Annotated in this window: 10 protein-coding genes; 6 read left to right on the forward strand and 4 right to left on the reverse strand. The window is 50.2% G+C overall.

The features are described from left to right. Positions 1–401 precede the first annotated feature (401 nt). The 4 genes from ACSHX2_RS11370 to ACSHX2_RS11385 form a co-directional block, all read right to left on the reverse strand. The gene (locus ACSHX2_RS11370) at positions 402–1,202 is read right to left on the reverse strand and encodes a PEP-CTERM sorting domain-containing protein (RefSeq protein WP_435693071.1); all 801 of its coding nucleotides are present in this window, start codon (positions 1,200–1,202) and stop codon (positions 402–404) included. Between the two features lie 830 nt (positions 1,203–2,032). Next, the gene (locus tag ACSHX2_RS11375; protein ID WP_435693072.1) at positions 2,033–2,827 is read right to left on the reverse strand and encodes a hypothetical protein; all 795 of its coding nucleotides are present in this window, start codon (positions 2,825–2,827) and stop codon (positions 2,033–2,035) included. A 175-nt stretch (positions 2,828–3,002) separates the two neighbouring features. Further along, the gene (locus ACSHX2_RS11380; protein WP_435693073.1) at positions 3,003–3,638 is read right to left on the reverse strand and encodes a response regulator; all 636 of its coding nucleotides are present in this window, start codon (positions 3,636–3,638) and stop codon (positions 3,003–3,005) included. Positions 3,639–3,744: 106 nt separating this feature from the next. After that, complete coding sequence (locus tag ACSHX2_RS11385; RefSeq protein WP_435693074.1) at positions 3,745–5,949, reverse strand: sensor histidine kinase; 2,205 nt, start codon at positions 5,947–5,949, stop codon at positions 3,745–3,747. Positions 5,950–6,292: 343 nt separating this feature from the next. Here ACSHX2_RS11385 and ACSHX2_RS11390 point away from each other — a divergent pair, with 343 nt between their 5' ends. The 6 genes from ACSHX2_RS11390 to ACSHX2_RS11415 form a co-directional block, all read left to right on the forward strand. After that, on the forward strand, positions 6,293–8,740 hold the full coding sequence (locus tag ACSHX2_RS11390; RefSeq protein WP_435693075.1) for a glycoside hydrolase family 95 protein: 2,448 nt from the start codon (positions 6,293–6,295) through the stop codon (positions 8,738–8,740). A gap of 405 nt (positions 8,741–9,145) precedes the next feature. Next, entirely contained in the window at positions 9,146–12,121 is a 2,976-nt protein-coding gene (locus ACSHX2_RS11395) for a carbohydrate-binding protein (RefSeq protein ID WP_435693076.1), read from the forward strand. 319 nt (positions 12,122–12,440) lie between these two features. Continuing rightward, complete coding sequence (locus ACSHX2_RS11400) at positions 12,441–15,848, forward strand: LamG-like jellyroll fold domain-containing protein (RefSeq protein WP_435693077.1); 3,408 nt, start codon at positions 12,441–12,443, stop codon at positions 15,846–15,848. Between the two features lie 91 nt (positions 15,849–15,939). Then, positions 15,940–21,000 (forward strand): LamG domain-containing protein, encoded by a 5,061-nt coding sequence (locus ACSHX2_RS11405; protein ID WP_435693078.1) that lies wholly within the window; start codon positions 15,940–15,942, stop codon positions 20,998–21,000. 115 nt (positions 21,001–21,115) lie between these two features. After that, complete coding sequence (locus ACSHX2_RS11410) at positions 21,116–24,220, forward strand: LamG-like jellyroll fold domain-containing protein (protein WP_435693079.1); 3,105 nt, start codon at positions 21,116–21,118, stop codon at positions 24,218–24,220. 202 nt (positions 24,221–24,422) lie between these two features. Beyond that, on the forward strand, positions 24,423–24,878 hold a 456-nt coding region (locus tag ACSHX2_RS11415), incomplete at its 3' end, for a right-handed parallel beta-helix repeat-containing protein (protein ID WP_435693080.1).

Genomic DNA, 24,878 nt, shown 5'->3' on the forward strand with positions numbered 1-24,878 from the left:
GTGTTGAGGTTTAATCTCAAATGTGAGCTCACATGTACTTGAGTGAATCCCCGAGGGGTGAGCTTCATTCCATTTGTACCTCATTTGAAGAAATTGAGTCTACTGGCCATCTGACCAGTACGGCCTACAGCATGCGTTTATGCCTTGGGCGGTGTGTCCAATGTCGAAAGTCAGAATTTCATCGCGTGGTCGCGATAGTTGTTGGGACAAAATCACCAGATTTTGCTGATACGACCTTGGGCTTTATGACTTTCAACACCCTAAATCGGGAGAAAGTATTTCCGCAGAGCCATGTCTAAATCTCTGAGAAGAAAGCTTTCCTCCTAAAGATTAACAGCCGGACCACAAAAGTAGTCCGGCTGTTAGTGTCTTAGGTTTCCTCTACACAACAGAGAAAATGTTTAGGATTTGCGGCGAAGTAAAAGTAAGGATCCGAAACCACACAGAAGCATGGCGGAAGAAGAAGGTTCAGGAACGGCATCAAAGGTGACACCTGCGAGCGATGGGTGGGAAGTACTACGTTGCCCCTCGATAGAGAAAGTACCGGCAGTGCCGTCTGTAGTGACGTCAAAGAAAACCATGCCGATAGTGTCGGTCGTTGCAGCAACACCAGTCACTTCAGTTGCGGCCCCCCCTGCGAAAGATACGCGAAAACCAGAAGGATCAAACTTACCTGTAGCGTCATTATCTTGACCTGACATGATACCAAGACGGAACGTTGTCACAGTAGTGTCGACATCAAAAGTGAGAAGCTCATACCAATCGCCATTAGTGGTACTCGTATTCATAAGGAGAATGGCTCCATTACCGAAGTCTGCAACATCAGCGCCAATGGCAAGTGTTGCATCATCGTACGCTGAAGCATCATAGTTGGCATTTCTGTGCGTGACTGTAGCCGCGTCATTCGCAGCGATCGTTGTCACGAACGAAGGGTTCGAGCTAACCCAGTTGGTTCCCGTTGAGAACTCTTCGCTGTTGTGTTGCGTGTTATCTCCACCAAAAACGAGGTAGCCAAGTGTACCGTAGGCATTGTCACCATCGGCATCGAAAGATTTTGCAACATTAGTCGAACGGTAGCTCTGGGCTTCTATACCAGTAATATCATAATCCGTCCCGTTCCCCACAGCGGAGATAACAGCCGCATTCGCAGCAGACAATAGTGCTAGTGAGCTAGCGAGTAGAATCGTGGTAGTTTTTTTCATTAGAGGTAAGGTGTTGTCCTTAGTGGCTGCTCACTAGAACTAGAGAAATACCTTCAATAGGTGAGCACGGTGAATTTCTACCTAATCCAATTCAATTCCGTCTACTGGCCATCTGACCAGTGTGACCTCTAGCATACGTTTTTTGTGGCGGAGTGTCGAAGATCTGAAAGGTAGAAAATCAAAGCTAACATCGCGTGGTCGCGATAGCTGGCTAAAACAAAATCACCAAATTTTGCTGATGTGACCTTAAACTTCATGACTTTCGACAGCGTGAAACGGGAGAAAGCATTTTCTCCTGACGATGTGCCAACCTCTGAGAAGAAACCTTATCTCCAAAAAAATAACAGCCGGACTACTCTCATAGCCAGGCTGTTACGTCTTAGGTTCTCTCTACACAACAGAGAAAACGTTTAGGATTTGCGGTGAAGTAAAAAGTAATGATGCTAAACACCATTAAGTATGCTTGAAATACGGGTTTAGGTCCGACACCAAAAGTGATGGATGTGTGAACATTGTTAATGTTATACCTGATCCAACTCGATTCCATCTACTGGTCATCTAACCAGTTTTCCCTCTAACATACGTTTTTTCGTGGAGTAATATCGAAGGTCAGAGTTAACATCGCGTAGTCGCGATAGCGGGTTAAAACAAAATCACCAGATTTTGCTGATGTGACTTTGGACTTTATGAAATTCGACAGCATGAATCTGAGAGAACGCGTTTTCTTCTGACGGAGTCTCAAAGTCTAAGAAGAAACCTTCCCTCAAAAAATGGCAGCCGGATTCCCCCAGGAACCGACGGTCACTTCTTAGGCTCTAAAGAGAAAATATTTAAGGAGTGCGGTTAAGGATGACAGAAGATCCAAAAACATCAATAAGCACGGCGGAAGATGATGGTTTAGATGCAGAATCAAAGGTGATACCTGCCAGAGAAGGGTGGCCAGCCCCTCGTTGCCCTTCGATCGAAAAAGTCCCTGCTGTACCATCGGTAGTGATGTCAAAGAATACCATGCCAATGGTATTTTGAGTTTCAGAAATACTTGTCACTGCAGTTGCCTTTCTACCTTCGAAAGACACCCGAAAACCAGAAGGGTCGAACTTACCAGTATCATCATTATCTTGACCAGCCATGATACCTAACCGAAATGTTGTTACGGTCGTGTCGGTCTCAAAAGTGAGCAGCTCATACCAATCTCCACCGGTAGTGCTCGCATTCATGAGAAGAATGGCTCCATTACCGAAATCTTCGACATCGCCGTCTATCGGCAATGAAGCATCATCGTACGCAGTTGCATCATAGTCATTATTTCTGTGAGTGATCGTAGTTGCGTCATCAACAGAGATCGCTTTCACAAAAGAGGGGAGCGAGCTAACCCAGTTGTTCCCAGCTGAGAACTCTTGGGCATTCTTCTCCTTATCGTCACCACCAAAAATGAGGTAGCCAAGTGAACCGTAGGCATTGTCTCCATCCCCATCGAAAGATTTTGTCACATCGCTGGAGCGGTAGCTCTGAGCTTCTATCCCAGTGACATCGTAATCCAGGCCATCGCCCACTGCTGAGATTTCAGCTGCATTCGAAGCGATCACTAGTGAGCTAGCAAATAGAGCCGTAGTCGTTTTTTTCATAGCGGTGGGGAGTTTATCGTGGTGGCTCACTACACCATGGAAAAGTTTCCAGTGGCTGAGCACTGTGATATCCTTAGCTTAAATAAACCACGCGCGTCTACTGGCCAAACAACCAGTCTCCCCTAACACATGGGAAAAGCTTCTCTCCAACAGCTCTTGCAGGCCATGATGAGCACTAAATAATCCCAGAGCGCAGCGCTTTGGCTACGGCACCAGACTGCGACTGCACTTGGAGTTTACGGTAAATGTTCTCCAAATGGAATGCCACAGTACGCCGGCTGATCCCGAGTCGGCCGGCTATTTCTTTGACCGAAAGATCCATAGTGAGGTGCTCGAGCACTTCGATTTCGCGAGCAGAGAGTTTGAAGCTATCAGTCGTGGGAGCCTTGCGCATTTCATCGAGCACTATTTTAGCGACATCTGGGCTGAGGGCCGCTCCTCCGGCGAATACCTGCTCCAAGCCATCAATGATTTCTGCACCACTTGCTGTCTTTAATAAGTAGCCCGCTGCACCAGCATCGAGTGCTTCAAGAACCTTCGCTTTTTCTCTAAAAACAGTAATCACTACCACTGCCACGTCTGGCGCAATTTGAGTTAAGTTTCGGATACCCTCCACCCCATCCATCCCAGGCAGCCCAAGATCCATCAATATAAGGTTTGGATGCTCAGCTGTCTCGAGAGCTTCGAACATTTCAATGCACGAAGGGAACACATGGCTACAGCTAGTACGCTCACCAGTATTGAGTAAACTGCGTAATGTTCGGCGAAAGCCAGCGTCATCTTCGACGACCCATATGTTGATTGGTAGCATGTTAATGGCCACGAGGCTATGAGAGTCAATCGGGTCCTACCAGTAAGAAAACTTACGCTTTTCGTCAGTGCTCACAGGCTTTCAGATAATTGGCGAGAACGAGAAACTAGTTTGAGGTCCTGTAGGAATGACTCGCCTCATTGGTGAGTGAGGCCAGCGGGAGCTCGAGAACGATAGTCGTACCTTTTCCAGAGCTGGAAGAAAGCTCCATCTCCCCACCCATTTCTTGCGCTCGCTTTTTAAGGCTGGAGAGCCCCCACCCGGGGAATTTCTCGGTGGCATCAAAGCCGCAGCCGTCATCACTCACCGCCAGTTTAAGCTTCTTCCCTGTGATAGATACGGCAATGTGCACTTTACTCGCCTGGGCGTGACGCGCGCAGTTATGCACCACTTCTTTAAAAAACATGATGAGGTGCCGCTTAAAATTGAGAGAGACAATCTGGTCAGGGCAGTGTTCGGGAATTTCAATGGAGAGCTCAGCGTGATTTAAGACACGCTCGGCTCGCTCAGCGAGTTTTTGCAAAAGCACAGGCAGGTGGATAGTGCTCTGGTCGACTAACCAAATGACTTCTCGTAAGGAAGCATAAGCCTCCCGACCGAGTAGCGATAAGTCCTCTAGGCCTTCCTTAATCTGCTCATCTTTTGCTAGATTTTCCAGCTGCTCAGCCATGATAGAAATGCTACCCAGATTACTCCCCACTTCGTCATGTAGGTCAGAATGAATCTGCTGACGCAAACGTAGTTGCGCCATTTTCCTACTGCGACGCATCCAATAGACGAAGGCTAAAACACCAAATAAAAGTAACACTCCGAAACTGATCAAGGAACGCTCTCGGATGATCTGCCATCGCTCGCTCAAGCGTGAGTGTTCTACCTCAAAAGTGGCAAGGCTGGCAACGTGTGGCTTCCCTGCTGCCAATTGATCAATCCATTTGGGCAATGGCAGCACCGTGCGACCATCGACTCTGCCGTCGACTAGAACAGAGAGATCGGGAACATACTCTACATCACCATGACGTAGGCTGATATTCCTTCCTTTTGATATGTTGAGGCCGTTAAAAGAAAGCTCGATTTCGCCGAGCGCTAACACTGGCTGCCCCTGATAAACCGGAAAGTCATTGAGTTCTATTTCCAGTGCGTCGACCTTTCTACCTAGGTCCGTCACTCGGACCATGTTGTTGCCCGGGTTCCCTGCGAATGACCTATCTTCTACAGGTAAGCGCCGGTAATTATTTCTATCGTGCTTTTTTTGGAGCCGGACAAAGCGAATAGACTTGGGAAATCCATAGCCGGGAACATCGATCCCATCTGGGCTTTTTCCAGGGAAGAGACTGACCCAGCCCAACTGCTCTAGTTTGTCCAATTCTATTCTGAGTACAATCGGTGAATCTAATTTAGAAACAGAAAGTGGCCAGACCAAGTTTCCATCCGAACCATTCTTTGAGGACAAAGGCATCCCCAAAGTGTGGCGTGGAGAGGACAAGTACTCAGCCCCCCAATAAGGAGCAGATTCAAAGCTAGAAGAGACGGTGACTCGTCTCGGTGAATGTACTTCGTTTGTTCGAATAAGGTGCGCTCGCGCGAGCGAGAAGAATTCTAGTCCGTTGTCCTCTGCACCTGAGAAAACTTCGAGACGTAATCCTGATCGCAGCCCATCTGTGGCAACTAGGGCGTACTGAGAAGGAAACTTGAACACAACTGGCCGCATTCCTGGATCTGGAAAATCCCTCTCAGTCCAGTCGACATACACTCTTTCAACTTCCCCTTTAGAATTGACGGAAGAAATACGAAAACGTTTGGGAAAGGCATAGCCTTGAAGTTCCGCAGAACGTTCATCGATGGCGGGCACTAAAACTATACCTAAAATCCGACGCGTCTTGACGCCATTATCGAAATCTAGGGTCCACAATGGCAGCTCTGGCACACCTTTCACCGCTGGAAGGTAGTCGCTGTGGTATCCGAATTGGTCAAACTGTTTAGCTGGCTGTAGTGGCGCCAATGCCTCCAACGCCTGAGTCTCTTCTGAGATAAGCTCCTCTAACTTCTCGATGCGAGCTGGGATCTCATAAAAAGGAACTTTGCTAGAGTTCAAACCCCATTCCACTTGCGAAGGATTCAGCGGGTCTGAGTATCCTTCAGCAGCCTCTATTCCATCAATAAAAATGGTCAGAATACAAAGGCCACAGAATAGAGGTAGCCTCAGGCCATGTCCTAGCCAGGAAGCTCTCACCCTAGGCCGTATTGTCGTGCTGCACTCCCTCATCTCTTTGTTGAGTAACAAATTCTTCGCAGCAGGAGAAAGAACATTCATGAGAGAGACATGGCAGTCTCCCCTATTTCACTATAAAACAACGTTAGAAATACAGGATCAAAAAGGTCCATCTCGAAAAAATCTACAGTAAACTGGAAGTCCAGTCGCCGGCGAGAGCAGCAGCTGAGGCCATACTCTCCGAGCTTATTTCGGCTGACTACCAATGAGCAGAGTGAGGAGTCACACCTCCGAGTCGCAACAATGTAAAAGAAATCTTAAAAAACGGGCTATATGGCCAGTTACCTTGAGCGGACAACTCCGCTAGCGTCACGCTTCCATGTATGGTGACACATGGGCCTAGAGAAGGTAAGCAACCATATAGCATATGCATATATATAAGAGATTGAAATCACATCTACTGGTGATCGGATTGATCGCAGGGACGGCCAGTCAGGCATGGGCTCAAGTGCCCTCGAAGCAACAACTCAACGACTACCGCGTCAAACTGCTGGCTGAATCTGCCTGCGAGCTAGCGGGAGAGGCTGCCGCTCCAGAATCAACAGACACACTGTGGTATCGCCAACCTGCCCGCGACTGGAACGAGACGCTTCCAATCGGCAACGGACGCCTTGGAGCCATGGTCTATGGCGGAGTGAATCGAGAATGGATCCAGCTCAATGAAGATTCACTCTGGTCGGGAGCCAGCATTGATTTCTACAGACCGAACGGCCCCGAATTGATCAAGCAAGCGCGCGAACTGATATTTTCAGGCAAATACAGCGCTGCTGAAAGGTTGATCAAAGGCAAGTTCTTGAGCCCGCGCTTTCCTTCAGGAACACATACCTATCAAATGCTCGGTGACCTGGAGCTAACATTTCCAGAAGCGAAAAAGGTAACCAACTACCGCCGTGACCTAGATCTCGATCAGGCGATTGCCCGTGTGCAATATGAGGTGGATGGTGTCAGCTATCTGCGGGAGGTTTTTTCAAGCCCCATTGATCAGGCAATTATCGTACGCATCAGCAGTGACCAGCCGGGGAAAGTGGATTTCGATGCGAAGCTGCACCGCAAGTACCATTCCAAGGTGGAAGCTCTAGGCAAAGACGGCTTGGTAATGTCCGGACAGGTTCAGAGCATCAATGGAAAACCCAGGGACACCAAAGGATTCCCATCGCACAAAGAAGGCGTTCACTACGCGTCTCAGATGAAAATCATTCCCCAAGGCGGGTCGGTCACTGCGCTGAATGGAAAGCTGCGCGTGGAGGGTGCTAATTCCGCCCTGATACTGCTGACCGCTGCCACAGATTTTAGAGGTGAAGACCCTCTCGCGCTAAGCGGAAAGCAATTGGCCGTTGCTGCCGGAAAAAGCTACGAGGCTCTGCTCAAAGACCACTTGGTAGAGCACCGCCGTTTGTATCAACGCGTAGATCTGGATTTGGGTGGGGACGAAGCGGCGAAGAAGCCCACTGATGTTCGCCTCGCTGCGGTGCAGGCAGGCACGTCAGACCCACATCTCATTTCACTCTACTTCCATTATGGGCGTTACTTGCTCATCTCGAGTTCCCGCCCGGGAAGCACGGCAACGAACCTTCAAGGCATTTGGGCAGAAGGCTACAAACCACCCTGGAACGCGGATTTCCACATCAACATCAATATTCAGATGAATTACTGGCTCGCCCAGTCCACCAACCTTTCTGAATGCCACGAGCCGTTTTTTGATTATATAGAATCGCTGGTGCCGACTGGTCGGACTACCGCCAAAACGATGTTTGACTGCGATGGCTTCGTCGCGGGCCATACCTCCGACATCTGGGGAAATACTTGGCTCTTCGGCAACCCACGCTTCGGCATGTGGGTCACTGGACCAGCGTGGTGCATCCGACAATTCTGGGAAAATTGGCTCTACACCGGTGACCGCGAATTCCTCGAGAAGCGCGCCTATCCAATCATGAAAGAGTCATGCCTGTTCTTCCTTGATTTCCTGGTGGAAGACCCGGTGACAGGCAAGCTGGTATCTGGTCCTACCACCTCTCCTGAGAACAACATTAAGGCCCCAGACGGCAGTAAGGGATCACTTTCCATGGGACCTGCCATGGATCAACAGATCATCTACGAACTCTTCACCCATGCTATCCTAACATCTGAAATCCTGAATAAGGACGAAGCCTTCAGAAAGAAGCTGATGGCCTTCCGTGAAAAATTAGCTGACCCGGTTAAAATCGGTTCTGACGGACGCGTACTAGAATGGCAAGAAGGCCTCAGCGAGGCGAGCAAGGGGCACCGCCACATCTCGCACCTCTATGCGCTGCACCCATCCTGGCAGATTTCACCCGGCACCACTCCAGAATGGGCCGACGCGGCACGTAAGACGATTGACCACCGCCTAGCGAATGGCGGAGGGCATACCGGGTGGAGCCGCGCTTGGATCGTGAACTTTTTCGCTCGCTTACTTGATGGTGACAAGTGCCTTGAAAACATTGAGGCACTGCTAGCGAAGTCCACACTTTCGAACTTGCTCGATGTGCATCCACCTTTCCAAATCGATGGAAATTTCGGAGCTACAGCAGGAATCGCTGAAATGTTGCTTCAGTCCCACGAACAAGCCAATGAAGGCCACCCGGTTATCATCCTTCTACCAGCCTTACCAAAGGCATGGGCTGACGGCTCAGTAAAAGGTCTGTCTGCTCGCGGTGGTTTCGAAGTCGACCTAACATGGAAAGACGGCAAGCTCGTGGATGGTCAACTCCGTTCTAAGCGAGGCAACCCGTGCGTCTTGCGCTATGGCGACAAGACCTTTGATGTGAAGACTGAGGCTGGTCGAACTTACGATTTTAAAAAGCTCAATTGGTAGATTCGTTCTCTCATTTCACATCGCATCAGCTACGAGGCTCAGGATCCCCTATCATCTACCTAGGCTCTAACATCTCAAAAAATAGCATCTCTCTTTAGTAGCTATTAATAGGATTCTATCAGTTCTTATTATCAATCAAACCAGCACCCATCGGAGCGCTGGTTTTTTTGTTACTCCCTAGCCATTCCGCTCAAATCCGAAGCTGGTTTTGATGTGTGTTAAGCGGCAATTTCCCCTCACACAAAAATTGCTAGATAACGAAACCTGATAAAAATCAATTTCGTAAATCATCTAAAACCCATGAACGAGATTGACCTCACTATTGTGGATCAATAGGTTAGAAAAATGCGCGTATCTCCCCCATGTCTTAGATCGGATTCCGCATGAAATCCATTCAAACACAACATGAAAAAAACAACCTACTTGACCAGTGCCTGCATGGCGGCACTTGGTCTCACTGCACACGCTGGAGTTCTCTATCAGGACTCATTCGACAATGACGGACTTTCTACCAATACAGGCAAAGGTGGAGGAGCAATCAACAGAACGATTAAAGGTCATTCTTGGACCGATGATGGTGACGCCACATTCTTGGCCATTGGCACAGCCTACACTCGCAGAGCTCTCCTTTACTCAGAAAATACTTTTCAGTCCGACACGGGATTTAAACTAACAGTCCATTTCACAACAGGCTCAGTCGGAGATTTGGCAGCCCACAATCTCTCCTTTGGACTCATCAGTGATGATACCAATCTATCCAGCTATTCAGGCTTCAACCCCTTCCAAGCTGAAACCAGTCCCTACGCTATCGGCGCCAATGTCACAGCCGGCAGCGGCACAGCGAATCGAGGCCTTAACACCTCAAACGGCTCCACCAAAACCAACTTGGACAGCTCCGGAACCAGAGCTCAATTTGTGCCCGGCGAAACCTGTGAAGTCACTCTAGAAGTCGGCATCGGCGGCTATTGGTGTTACCGCATCAATGGCGTCTACGAATCCTCTGGAGTTCTAGCAGAAGGCTTTGACCTGAGCAAAAACTACCATGTCGCAGTATACGGTCAGGATGACCATGGTGGTGGTAAATCTATCCAGTCAATCACACTAGAAACTGCCTACGCGGCTGGTGAACGCGCCGCTGGTATGCGCGGCAGCTGGAATGGCGGTGAAGGAGATCTTGAGAACATCAAAGATTTCAAAACACTCGATTCGGTTGGTATCAACTTCTCCGATGGAGCTTCGCTCTCAGCTCAGCATTTCGCTCCGCATAAATTGTTAGAAACGATCGCTCTTGAAGGAGTCAATGGAGCAGGCCCCGCGATCGACTTTGTCGTAGCGCCGACTTGGGGCGACCTTAGCCTAGACGAGCCAGAAGATGACACTTTCTTAGCCGAGATTTTAGAAATCAAGGCAGCTGGCTTCAAAGTAAAGGGCTACACGAACTGCGAAAGTTTTGTCGGAACTAATGGCGACAGCTTACAAGAGTTCGTCGACCGCTGGAAAGACTACTGTGATAACGATGCCACGATGCAGGCATTCATCAATAGCCAGCCCTTCCACACTGGAATTTGGAATAGCTCTACTCAGCAGTACGATGACGCTTCCGATACTTACCCTGATCGTAAGTATCTCTTCTGCTACGCCGAGTTCGTTCTAAAGGACTACTCGTTACGCTATGGCCCTCATTTTGGTTCATGGATTTTTGACGATGGCGGAACTATGGAAGAAAATGGTGACAATGCTACCAGTGGACTCGTTGAAGAACAGCGACTCTACCAAGCCTTCGCGAATGCCGTGCACGCAGGTAATCCTGAATGCCCAATCGCATTCAACAATGGTCGTAGCACTTTAAATTACGATGCATTCCCATACGCGCACCCTGTCCGTTTCGAAGATTTCACCTTCGGCCACGCCTTTGGTGGGAATAATGACCACGCAAGCAAAACGGGTTCACAGTTTAACAATAACTACAAACACGTCACTCGCATGACCGAAACCAATGGTTATGTGCACGATGGCGGAAACTGGACCTGGGATGATAAAATTGTCGGGAATTTCCACTCAAAGTTGAGCACTACAGCTTGGAAATACGGCACCAACCAAGCATGGGAAGAAGCAGACTTTTTCCAATGGAATCTAGAAGCCATGCAGGCCGGCGGTCACATGACTTGGAATGGCTCTATCTGGAGAAGTAATCCTACTCTCCAAGCCTGGTCACTCACCTTACTCCAAGGGCTCGATGACCATCTTGCTCAATACCAAAGTCCAGGAGCACCAAACTGGGCTCGCGCTTACACCGTGCTCCCAGACGCCGTCATGGGTGAACCTTATTACCACGTCCTCGAAGAAGGAATCGACCTCTGGGATCCAGAAGGTGATGAGATTAATGCCGTCTGGTTTCTCGGAAATAAACCTGCTTGGTTGAGCATTGCTGAAGACCCTAACAATGATGGGCATTGGGTTCTCAGCGGCACTCCTACTGAGAGCGTCACGACAGATCATGAATTCACTATCCGTGCGAGAGATGTGAATGGCCAAGCACGCTCACGTGGAATCGATCTAGTCGTAGGAGAAGACCTCAACGGTGATGGTGACCTTAACGCAACCTACAGCGCTGCTCTGTTTGATAACGAGTCTCACCCGACTTCTAACACCAGCATCAAAGATGAGGGAACGAACATCGGATACATCAAAAACGGCACTTGGGCTGCCTACCATGACTTCGACTTCGACATTGGCGCTGCCAGCATCGAAATATCTGCCAGCTCTGCCACAGCAGGAGGGACTATCGAAGTTCGCTTGGACTCCCCCACTGGCGACTTGATCTCATCAATCGATGTAAGCAGCACGCAAAGCTATAGCAATTATTTGTCCTTCGGCGGTAATATCCACAGCTATGTGTCAGGCGTGCATGACCTCTACTTTGTCTTCACGGGCGGTTCTGGTTACCTGTTTAATGTGGCAGACTTTACCGTAAACGCAGGACCTCCTAGCGATATGGGATTGAACTACAATGCCGCAGGCTTTGATAACGAGTCAGCTCCGTCGAATAACAACGTAGTGAGAGACCTAACAACGCACATTGGCTATATCACCAATAACTCTTGGGTCGCGTATAACGAATTCAACTTCGCGCTACCGGCCACGAGCTTCGAAGTGTCCGCATCCTCTGCGACTTCTGGTGGCACACTGGAAGTTAGAGTCGGCTCTTCTACTGGGACACTGATCTCCTCAGTCGCTGTTCCTAACACTGGCGGGTGGAGTAACTTCACCAACCTAACAGGTCAGATTAGTAACGCTCCTTCAGGAGTGAACGATCTGTACTTCGTGTTCAAAGGTGCGACCGGATTCCTGATGGATGTCCAATCATTCAAAGTCGAGTAATCTAATAATTCATAACACCCCATCTACCAAACCAGCACTCTTCGGGGTGCTGGTTTTTTATTGTGTCAATCTCGTCTCCATCCCAGAGCCGCTATAGCTTTCTGGCAGTTTCACTGCATCAAATTCCACAAAATACTTCGGCGTTTTTTGGGGCTGATGGAATTTTAATCGGCGATCATATTTCACATCTTCATGCGATAGACGGAGCTCCTAATTATCGACAGTCTACACAACCTCCCAATGGCGTTTATATTCTGTAATTTGCATGAATATAAGTGCGTTACCTCTCGTCATGACTATTAAATTACCCTTAAAAAAAGTGAAAAAAACCTGCTTATTTAATCCGTTGGTCGATGCCGTAAAGGTTCTCTTCATTACCGTAAGTTCACTCGTTTGCTCGGCGGGCTCTGCAACTGCTGAGGTTGCTCAGTCCGGAGACAATCCGATTGTTTTTGATCAGACGGCGACAACGGATAACCTGGTTGTCTTGATGGCGGGAGGCTCCGCACATAATGACGAGTTGACGGTCCGCACCGCTGGGACTCTCAAGCATTTATGGATCCAAGACTTTGATGATACTTCGGACTACATGCAGTGGACGATCTCTCTTGATACCGCTGCGGACTACCATGTCGATGCCTTGCTTTCAGCTAATGCTGGAGAGACGTTTAAGGTGAGTGTCGTCGAAACGGGCGAATCACTCGACTTCTCTAAGGATACCGGTGGATGGACGAAGCAGGATGCTGGAATCATTTCGCTACCAGCGGGAACTAGCACCCTGCGCTTGGTTCGCACCTCGGCATCTGGAAATGTTCTCATGAAAGCACTAGAACTGATCCGCGAGAGTGATCGGGCTGCGTATGAACAACGCATCGCCGACTTCAAGGTGGATAGCACTTGGTTCAGCCAGGCGGGCTATGGCCTGATGTTTCAGTATGGAGCTTGGGGGTATCCAGAAAGCGGAGACAAAAAGAGCATCGAAGACCAGGCCAACGATTTTGACGTGCCGGCCTTTGTCGAGATGGTCAAGGGAACCGGAGCGTCCTATGTCATCTGGTCGTCGACTTGGAGGGAGTATAAAATTAATGCACCGATTGCCTCGGTGGACAGCTATTTCGGTGATAGTTCCCACACTTCAAGCCGCGACCTGATCGGTGAGGTGATGGACGCACTGGATGCGGAAGGGATCGATTTCATGCTCTACTATCATCGTGGGGAAGCAAATGAGGCTCCATGGTTTCTCGATGAAAGTTTTCCGCGCACAGAGTTTACGCAGCGAGGCACTGGTGACCGTAGCATCTTTTTTGATAGTTGGACGACGATCATCGCTGAGATTGGAAACCGTTATGGGGACAAGCTCGACGGCTGGTTTATTGATGGTGGAATGGTTTACTACCCTGCGCCTTTCGAGCGTTTTGGTGCTGCGGCGCGAGCGGGGAATCCGAACCGTCTCGTTTCCTACAACCCATGGGTGGCCGTTCGTATGACGGACTTCCAAGACGTGATGTTTGGTGAAGATCATAAGGGAACCACGATTACTGGGAGTGCGGACGCAGGTGGTGACGGGATTTTGACCGATGGTCCCAGTGAGGGCCTTCTACAACACGGGATGTTTACAATGGAGAACACCTGGGGCGTTTACCTTGAGGATCAAGCAATTAATACATCGATCACGGCTGCAAATGCGCTGTCCTATGTGGAGAATGCCAAGGCACTCAACGTTCCATTGAGTTTCAATATGATGATGTGGGAGGATGGGACTGTCTCACAGGATTCATTGGACATTCTTGCTGGGATAGCCGAGACGTATCGAGACCCTGTGGCCTCTTGGGCCTTGGACTCGAGTTCTGGAACGGTTGCTGTCGATTCGTCTGAAAACGCATATGATGGCACGGTGGCCAACGGAACATGGGTCACTGGTCTGGATGGCAGTGCAATTGATTTCAATGGCAGCAGCTCCAGCGTAACGCTTCCGGCGGCAGCCTTCGCCACGATTGACGATCAAATCACTGTAGCGATGTGGGTGTATGGGGACACGACACAGGCAAGAAACGATACTCTCTTGTATGCCGCCGATAGCTCAGGAAACCGAGTCATTAACATCCACCTTCCTTGGAGAAATGGTAACGTTTACTGGGATGCCGGGAATACGGGCTCGAGCTTTGACCGTATCAATAAGGGAGCCTCAGCTTCAGCATACAAGGGCCAGTGGAATCACTGGGTGTTCACTAAAAATGCCAATACTGGCGCGATGGCAATCTACCTGAATGGTTCTCTTTGGCATAGTGGGACAGGTAAAAGCAGCAGCATGGCAAACATCGCTGCAGTCAAACTTGGCAGCGCCTTGAATAATAGTTCTTACGATGGCATCATCGACGAGGTGCAGCTCTACGATAGAGAGCTGAGTGCCACCGAGGTCTCCAACTTAACTTACAGCTACACTACCAGCAATGGCACCCCGAAAGTTTGGCTCGTGAGCAACGGGATTGCACCTACGGATGCGGGTTCACTAGCCGATGCCGATGGCGATGGATTAGCGAACTGGGAGGAATACCAAAATGGCAATGATCCCCTAGTGGCTGACAATCCTGCAGGCATCCGTGTGACGGAATATTACCTAACTTCAGGTGACTTCAGCGGCACGAGCATGACACTGACACTCGATCAGAACTTAACTAATGATTACTTCATCCTCGTTCGTGGCTCACGTGACGGCAATGGGCAGTCTATGCCTGATAATGATTATGTGTGCGTCACCGGTGTCCCTTATGGGAGTAATCGCTATGCGGGAAGCATGGTTGGCAGTGGTAATAACAACCTAATTAAATTAGAACGTTCGGCATCCAACTTCGATTGGGAAGGAGTGGTCACAGTTGTGGAATGCACCAATCCAACTAGCTCAAATGGGTTCGACCTAATCGACATCGTTTCGACAGAAATGGTCGGTTCCATTGGATCGGATACTTGTGCAGCCTGGAGCGATATCAATCAAGTTGCTCTCTTCGGTGGCTATCGTGGCGGTGGTGTCAACTATGTCGGCACACCTACCAGCACTTACGATAATGCGAGCGCGCACATGCGCTTGTATCCAAGTGGTAGCAACACCATCGAGTGGAGCCGCAATGCCGCAGGCGAAACATCCATTGATGTGATTGCGACCACCTTCGTGGTGGAGTGGGGATCGGAATGGAACGTGCAACATGCCACCGTGTCCGGTTCCAACGGCGGCAACGGAGCCAATACTACAGGCGAATACACTACCGTGGCAATCGACCCAGTTGCTCGCGATAACACGTGGGTCTGGTCAACAGGCACACGTGCGGATGCCGGTATCGGTGACGGTGCAGAAGCCTGTCTTGTCACCTTGGGTGACGGCGTCAACCAGAACGCCACAGAGAGCACTGTCGCAGTCGGTTCCGAATACACCGATGCCTACTGGTTTGACGTCTACACCATGACTCACCCTGACCTGAATGTGGATTACCGCTTCAAGGCAGACGGTGACTTCGGTAGCACCGACCTAGCAGTGACAGTCGATACAGCAAGCGCAGGTGCCCGCTTCGGCTGGGTCTACAACGGCTGTAATGGCAATGGGAACTACTTCCCGCGGCCGAAGCTGTGGAGTCGTTATACGGCCGATGGTGAAATCACGCTTAGCCGCGGCTGCTCCGGCCAGAATTTCCCAGCCTGGGTTCAGGGAATCAATTTCTCTGGCCTCAACGACTAATTTCTATGCTGAACCCAGCAGCCATCGTGCCTGCTGGGGCACTTGTCGACTAGAACAACAACCCCAAAAAAACCAAAACAAAACCTAAACAATGAATTATAATCGATTATCGATAATATCGGCATTTCTTCTCATTGGAGCGAGCTCTCAAGCGGATGTCCTTTATTGGGACGACTTTGATAATGATGGTCTTACCACCAATGCCGGAATTGGAGGTGGTGCGGCCAACAGAACGATACAAGGTCACTCTTGGACAGATGACGGAAATGCCACGTTCGCCACCGCAGGCACGACTTACACAAGGCGAGCGCTCATGTATTCGGTAAACACGTTTCAGTCTGACTCAGGTTTCACGCTGACGGTGAAATACACGACTGGCGCGATTGGTAACCATGCCGCGAATAATTTTTCCTTTGGTCTTGTTAGCACAGACACAGACATCTCGAGCTACTCTGGCTATAACCCATTCAGCGTAGACACTAGCGTCTATAGTTTTGGAGCCAACCTGACTGCGGATGCCGGGGAGGCCAAGCGCGGACTGAACTTCACCAACGGATCGGCTGTAACCACCTTAGATCAGTCTGGAACAAGAGCTCAATTCAAGGCCGGTCAAAGCTCAGAAGTCACCATCGAGGTTGGGTTAGATGGCTATTGGTGCTATCGAATTGATGGTGAATATGAGGCCTCTGGAGTGTTTCTGGATGGCTTTGATTTTACCAAGGAATATCGCATCGTAGTCTATGGTCAGGACGACAATGGCGGTGAAAAGTCCATCCAGTCCATTTTACTAGAAAACGGGTATGCTCCCGGCGAACGTGCAGCGAGCATTCGAAGCAGCTGGCAAGCAGGAGAAGGCTCTCTCGATGAAATCGCGGACTTCAAAACGCTCGACTCATCGGGTATTGCTTTCACGGATGGCGCTGTTTTGTCTGCCCAGCATTACGCCCCACAAAAACTTCTGGAAAGTGTCGCCTTAGGTTTAACAAGTGTAGGAGGAGACCCCATCGATGCACCTGTTCCAACTTGGGGAGATCTGAGTCTTGATGAGCCCGAGGAGGATGCATTCTTGGAAGAAGTCCTAGAGGTTCGGGCTTTGGGTTTCCAGGTGGGAGCTTATACAAATTGCGAGAACTTCGTCGGAAGTAATTCTGACTATCTCCAAGACTTCGTGGATCGCTGGATCGATTATTGTGACACGAATCCGGAAGTTCAGGACTTCATTGCAAGCCAGCCTTACCACACCGGTGTATGGAATTCGACCACCGGCGAATACGAAATCGCCTATGAAAGCGACGGTGTCACCGAGACGTATCCATACCGGAAATACATGTTTTGTTATGCCGAGTATGTGCTTAAGGATTATTCCTTACGCTACGGCAAATATATTGATTCTTGGGTGTTTGATGACGGTGCCACGATGAATCAAAACGGCGACAACGCTACCAGTGGGCTTGCCGAAGAACAACGGATTTATCAAGCATACGCCAACGCTGTGCGCGCAGGAAATCCTGACATTCCGGTTGCTTACAACAATGGACGTAGCACCATCAACTACAATTCCTACCCCTTTGCGCACGCCACACGCTTTGACGACTTTTCGTTCGGACATGCTTTCGGCGGGAATAACAACCATGCCAGCAAAACAGGCACCCAATTCGGTAGTAATTACAAACATATCACTCGGATGGCCGACACCGACGGCTACATTCACGAAGGTGGCAATTGGGACTGGGACGATCAGATCGTCGGAAATTTTTACTCCAAGCTTTCCACATCCTCGTGGAGATATGGCACTGTCCAAGCTTGGGAGCAGGATGACTTCAATCAGTGGAATCTTGAGGCGATGCAAGCTGGCGGCCGTATCATCTGGGATGGTTCGACCGCGAGGACTGGCCCTCCGCTTCTAGGCTGGGCCTACACGCTACTCAAGAACCTCGATGACTATTTGGCCGAATTCGAATCGCCGGATACCCCAAACTGGGCAAGAGCCTATACCGTCTTGCCAGATGCGATCTTCGGTCAGGCTTACTACCACGTGCTCGTGGAAGGAGAAGACTTCTGGGATCCCGAAAATGATAAGATCTCGAGTATATCTGCAATATCCAGTGGTTACTTTTCCGAAGTGCCATCGTGGCTCACTATCAGCGAAGATGCCGATGAGCCTGGTCGATGGATCTTGAGCGGTATGCCTACCGAAGGTTCGGCAACCACGTTCGAGTTTGCACTGGAAGCGACTGAGGCGAATGGTTTCAGCGGCTCTCGGACAGTTGAGCTCCAGGTCAATGAGAGTTCTTCGACTCTCGTCGATCTTGGAAATGGAATACCTGTCTGGGTCTCAGATCCTCTACCTGCGGTTGAGGCTTACCGCTACAATGAATTTAGCCAAACTTTGGTTCGAGGCGTCGACTTCGGGGATTTTGATGAGGACTCGCTTGTCATTACGCTCGAAAGCGAATTGCCATGGCTAAGCTTGAAGGAAGTGGCTCCGGATATCTGGACCTTAAGCGGAACGCCTGGGAGCTCTGACCTCGGGATTGATACGATTCAATTGGCTCTGAGCGACGGAACTCAAACTGTTTACACAGACTTGGAGATCACAGTCGCTGATACCCGCTTCATGACGATGGAAAGAAATTCAATCAGTGGCGGAGCAAACTGGACTGCCGTGACCTCTGAGACTGAAGAGGATGACCTCACCTACAGCAATTCAGGAACCAATTATAGCTACCGCGCGTTGACGTATTCGGCTCAGGCTTTCCAGTCAGATGGCGGGTTTACTCTGACGGTGAACTACACGACAGGTACTACTGGTGTGAGCCTAGCTCATAATTTCAGCTTCGGGCTGATCAGCACTGATAGTGACCTTTCGACCTACGATGGCTATAATCCTTTTCTCGTCGACACCGGTGTTTACAGCCTTGGAGTCAACTTGACCGCAGTTGCAGGAGAGAGCTCCAGAGGGTTGAATTTCACGAATGGCTCAACGGTCACAACCCTTGATCAATCGGGAACGAATGTGGAATTTGTTGCAGGCGCTTCAACGGAGGTAACTCTGGAAGTTGGTCTGAATGGTGCCTGGAGTTATTCGATCAATGGGATCGAAGAAGCATCCGGTGTGATTGCCGAAGGCTTTGACCTGACCAAGAGCTACTATGTCGCCTTCTATGGGCAAGATGACAACGGCAATGGGAAATCAGTTCAGTCGATGGCTTTGGACTTGAATGAGGTTCCAGAGCTTGGACTTGTTGCTGAGTGGTCGATGGATGATGGAAGTGGAGCGGATGTAGCTGACTCTTCTGGTCAATCCTTCGATGCGACTGCGACCAATGGCACATGGGTCACTGGCCTAGAAGGTGGTGCGTTGGACTTCAATGGTAGCAATTCCAGTGTAACGCTGCCGAAAGAGGCCTTTGCTTACGTGAACGATGAAGTCTCTTTCGCCTTCTGGCAATATGGAGACAATTCACAGCCCAATGCGGACACTCTCTTGAGTGCAACTACTTCTGCAGGTGAGCGGGTGCTTAATATCCATCTTCCGTGGACAAATGAAACTGTTTACTGGGACGCCGGAAACGACGGTTCTAGTTATGATCGTATCAGTAAAGCTGCTTCTGCCTCTGAGTATAAGGGGCAGTGGAATCACTGGGTGTTTACTAAAAATGCCATCAGCGGTGAGATGCACATCTATTTGAATGGTTCGCTCTGGCATAGTGGAACCGGGATGGACAACGACATGACCAGCATCGCGACAGCAATACTGGGGAACAATGAAGCGGGGAATTCCTATGATGGCATACTTGACGAAGTCCAGCTCTACGATATCGAGCTGAGTGCCAGCGAAGTGAACGATCTGGCTTACAGCTACACCACAAGTAATGGCACTCCGAAAATCTGGCTCGTGAGCAACGGGATTGAACCTTCCGATGCGGGTTCACTGACCGATGCCGACGGTGATGGATTAGCGAACTGGGAGGAATACCAAAATGGTAATGATCCCCTGCTGGCTGACAATCCTGCGGATATCCGTGTGACGGAGTATTACCTAACTTCAGGCGATTTCACCGGCACGAGCATGACACTGACACTCGATCAGAACTTAGCTAATGATTACTTCATCCTCGTTCGTGGCTCACGCGACGGCAATGGAGAGTCTATGCCCGATAATGATTATGTGCGCGTCACCGGTGTCCCTTATGGCAGCAGTCGCTATACGGGAAGCATGGTTGGCAGTGGTAATAACAACCTAATTAAATTAGAACGTTCCGTTTCCAACTTCGATTGGGAAGGTGTGGTCACTGTTGTGGAATGCACGAATCCAACTAGCTCCGCGGGGTTCGATCTAGTCGACATTGTTTCGACAGAAATGGTCGATGACATTGGAACGGATACTTGTGTCGCTTGGAGCGATATCAACCAAGTCACTCTCTTCGGTGGCTATCGTGGTGGTGGTGTCAACTATGTCGGCACGCCTAGCAGCACTTACGATAATGCGAGCGCGCATATGCGCTTGTATCCAAGTGGCAGTAACACCATCGAGTGGAACCGCGATGCTGCGGGCGAAACATCCATTGATGTGATCGCGACCACCTTCGTGGTGGAGTGGGGATCGGAATGGAACGTGCAACATGTCACCGTGTCCGGTTCAAACGGCGGCAACGGAGCCGATGCTACAGGCGAATACACTACCGTGGCAATCGACCCAGTTGCTCGCGACAATACGTGGATTTGGTCAACGGGCACACGTGCGGATGCCGGTATCGGTGACGGTGCAGAAGCCTGCTTGGTTACCTTGGGTGACGGCGTCAATCAGAACGCAACAGAGAGCTCTGTCGCAGTCGGTTCGGAATACACCGATGCCTACTGGTTCGACGTCTATACCATGACTCACCCTGACCTGAATGTGGATTATCGCTTCAAGGCAGACGGTGATTCCGGCAGCACCGACCTAGCAGTGGCGGTCGATACAGCAAGCGCAGGCGCACGCTTCGGTTGGGTCTACAACGGCTGTAATGGCAATGGGAACTACTTCCCGCGGCCGAAGTTATGGAGTCGATATACGGCCGATGGTGAAATCACGCTCAGCCGCGGCTGTTCTGGCCAGAATTTCCCAGCCTGGGTTCAGGGAATCGATTTCTCTGGGCTAAACGACTAAATGATAAGCTAAACCTGCACCCTGTCGGGTGCAGGTTTTTTTCTTAGAGAGAATCTTTCCTCAAAACCAAATTTAACAGCTCAATCGAGCACCGATCAATTTATCTAGCACACAGATGTTCCACATTAAAAATTTAAGATTCAGCGCTGGCTTAGCGGGGATCCTTTTTTCCCTCGGCTTCGCCGTTTCCAATGCAACTGCTCAGGTCGCTCAGTCCGGCGACAATCCAATCATTTTCGATCAGACAGCGACAACAGATAATGTTGTCGTCTTGATGGCGGGAGGTTCCGAGCACAATGACGAGCTGACGGTCCGCACCGCTGGGACTCTCAAGCATTTATGGATCCAAGACTTCGATGATACTTCGGACTACATGCAGTGGACGATCTCTCTGCAAACCGCTGCGGACTACCATGTCGATGCCTTACTTTCTGCGAATGCTGGAGAGACGTTTAACGTGAGTGTCGTTGAAACAGGTGAATCACTCGACTTCTCGAAGGGTACCAGTGGATGGACGAAGCAGGATGCTGGAATACTTTCGCTGCCGGCGGGGACAAGCACCTTGAGACTGGTTCGCACATCAGCGTCTGGAAATGTTCTGATGAAAGCACTCGAGTTGATCCGCGAGAGTGATCGGGCGGCGTATGAACAGCGCATCGCCGATTTCAAGGCGGATACCACTTGGTTCAGCCAAGCGGGCTACGGCCTAATGTTTCAATATGGGGCCTGGGGCTATCCAGAAAGTGGAGACAGAAAGAGCCTTGAAGACCAGGCCAACGATTTTGACGTGTCGGCCTTTGTCGAGATGGTCAAGGGGACTGGAGCTTCCTACATTATCTGGTCGGTTAGTTGGTGGGAATATAAAATCAACGCACCGATTGCTTCGGTGGATAGCTATTATGGTGACAGCTCCCACACTTCGAGCCGCGACCTGATCGGTGAGGTGATGGACGCATTGGATGCGGAAGGGATCGATTTCATGCTCTACTATCATCGTGGGCAAGTATCAGAGTCTCCATGGTTTCTTGATGAAAGTTTTCCAAGCACAGAGTTTACCCAGCGGGGCACTGGGGATCGTAGCGCCTTTTTTGATAGTTGGGTGACGATCATCGCTGAGTTTGGAAACCGTTATGGGGAAAAACTAGACGGGTGGTTTTTTGATAGTGGAATGGTCTACTACCCTGCGCCTTTCGAGCGTATGGGTGCTGCGGCGCGAGCGGGAAATCCGAACCGCCTGGTTTCCTATAACCCATGGGTGGCCGTTCGTATGACGGACTTCCAAGACGTGATGTTTGGTGAAAACCATAAGGGAACCACGATTACTGGGAGCGCGGACGCAGGTGGTGACGGCATCTTGACCGATGGTCCCAGTGCGGGACTGCTGCAACACGGGATGTTCAAAATGGAAAACGACTGGGGCGTCCACGTCGAGGACCAAGCAATCAATACATCGATCACGGCTGCCAATGCGCTGTCCTATGCGGAGAATGCCAAGGCACTCAATGTGCCGATTAGTTTTTGCATGATGATGTGGGAGGACGGTACTGTCTCACAGGATTCATTAGATGTCTTAGAGGCAGTGCGCTTGGCGAATTTGTCTAACCTAGTGGTGACGACTGCGACATCCAGCACAGCGCCGACGGTGAGCACTAACGATCTTGCTCAGACGTACTACTTAAGTAGCTCGGCTACGGGTGGCAATGGTGTCGGAACGCAGCACGCGCAATTGTTTAACGGCACGACCGATAATACCGCGAATGTGACGATGGACAGTAGCAATACTTTCACAGTGACGCTCGATACATCAGTCAATACCAACGGCTATGCAATCACCGGAATCGATTCTGTTTTCGGCTGGGATACCGCGGCGAGCGGGCGCTCCAACCAGGGGTATTCCATCGTGCTGACCTTTGTAGATGGTTCCACTGCGAACCTAGTTGAAGGCACTCATTGGGAACCCAATGCGCCGACTGCAGAATACTGGACGCAGGTTTCCTTCCGAAATGCGGACCAAGGGGTGCTCAATAGCGACACAGTGACTGTGAACTCGGAGACAACGGGAGGCACTGGCGTCATCGCATCTGGAGTCAAGGCCGTCACCTTCGTAATGACGCAAGATGCAAATGCTGGCGGAGCAGTCGTGGCGCGCGAGATTGACATTTTGGGTGTCCCAGTGATCTCGGAGGGGCTGATCGCTCAATGGAAGCTTGATGATGGCAGCGGGTCAGTCGCTGCCGATGAGACCGGGCGCTTCCCTGGGACGATTACCGATGCCACCTGGGCGTCTGGTCAGACGGGAACCGCTTTGGATTTTAACGCAGGCAGTTCGCGAGTCACAATCCCGGCTGAAGCACTCGGCTACCTAAGTTCAGAAATCACGATCGCGATGTGGGTCTATGGTGATACGACTCAAGCGCGCAATGACTCGGTCTTCTTCGCTGTGGATAGCTCGGGGAATCGCGTGCTCAATATCCATCTCCCATGGACTGGTTCGGTTGTTTATTGGGATGCTGGCAATAGTGGCGGATCGACGTTTGACCGCATCAATAAGACCGCTTCCAGTGCTGATTTCAAAGGACAGTGGAACCATTGGGTTTTCACCAAAGATGCCTCTCATGGCATTATGGAGATCTATTTGAATGGAGCCCTCTGGCATAGCGAGACAGGCATGGTTAAAACCATGAACGGTATCACGGCGGGCACCTTTGGAGGTCAGATTTCCTCGCTTTCCTACGATGGTTTGCTCGACGACGTGCGGCTTTACAACGTCGCGCTCACAGATGCGGAGGTCGCGGGTATCTACTACTCGTCGGTGGTGAAGGACTATGCTTCATGGCTAACATTCTACCCCTCGCTTAGTGATACCGCTTACACAAGTGACCCGGAGGCCGACGGCGTCGAGACCGTCTTAGAATACACGCTCAACGGAGATCCGATGGTAGCCGACATGGAAATCCTACCCCAGCTAGACGCCTCTGGTGAAAACTTTGTATTCTCCTTCACCCGCTTGGTCGCCTCTACTTCCGACACCGAGCAAGTGTTTCAATACGGGTCTGATCTCAATGGCTGGACGGATATAAATATCACTGCACCAACTGGAACTGGTGTGGCTTTCGGCGCGACCATCGACGGCCTACAGTCTGTCACCGTAACCATCAACAAGAGTGTAGCGGTGGATGGAAAACTCTTCGGGCGACTGCTGGTAACGGCGAATCCTTAACACCGCATACACACCGCATCTGGTCGATTCCATCTGACGGGCAGCGGTTCCGATATAGAGAGTAAAAGAAGCAAGCTGGGTATCACCAGCCAAGAACGCCGCTGGTTTTAATGCATTATCCTAGAGTTGCTGTCGTTCGTATGATGCGTGCCTGCATAGAGGGGCCATGACGTAAACGCGTCATATCCAATACATCAAATTTATGAATATTATTCATTATATGTCCCTAGCCATCAAAAAGAACCATAGCTTCCCCAACCCCAAAATACCCTATAACTTGAACTATTTGAGGACGTGTATTCTATGTTCCTCACTACTTATCGGAGTATCCGCTCAGGCGAATACTTATGTGTCCACCAGTGGATCCGACTCGAACCCCGGGACTCTCGCAGCTCCGTTTGCCACCATCCAGCACGCAGTTAACCAGTCTGTTCCTGGTGACTCGGTTATTATTCGTGGTGGTAGTTATCACGAAGCCGTAGATTTATCCGGCATCGCTGGCACCGCAGCGCGCCCAATAACTATAACCAATTACCAGAGCGAGGAGGTCGTCTTAGACGGCCGGATAGAAATCGAAACTGCATGGACTTTGGAAACAAGGAATAGCGTTAGCCTCCCGGCAGGCAATGATACGCCATCAGCAGACATTCCGGGGATC

The organism is Rubritalea sp. (assembly GCF_051252225.1).
Classification (GTDB): domain Bacteria; phylum Verrucomicrobiota; class Verrucomicrobiia; order Verrucomicrobiales; family Akkermansiaceae; genus Rubritalea.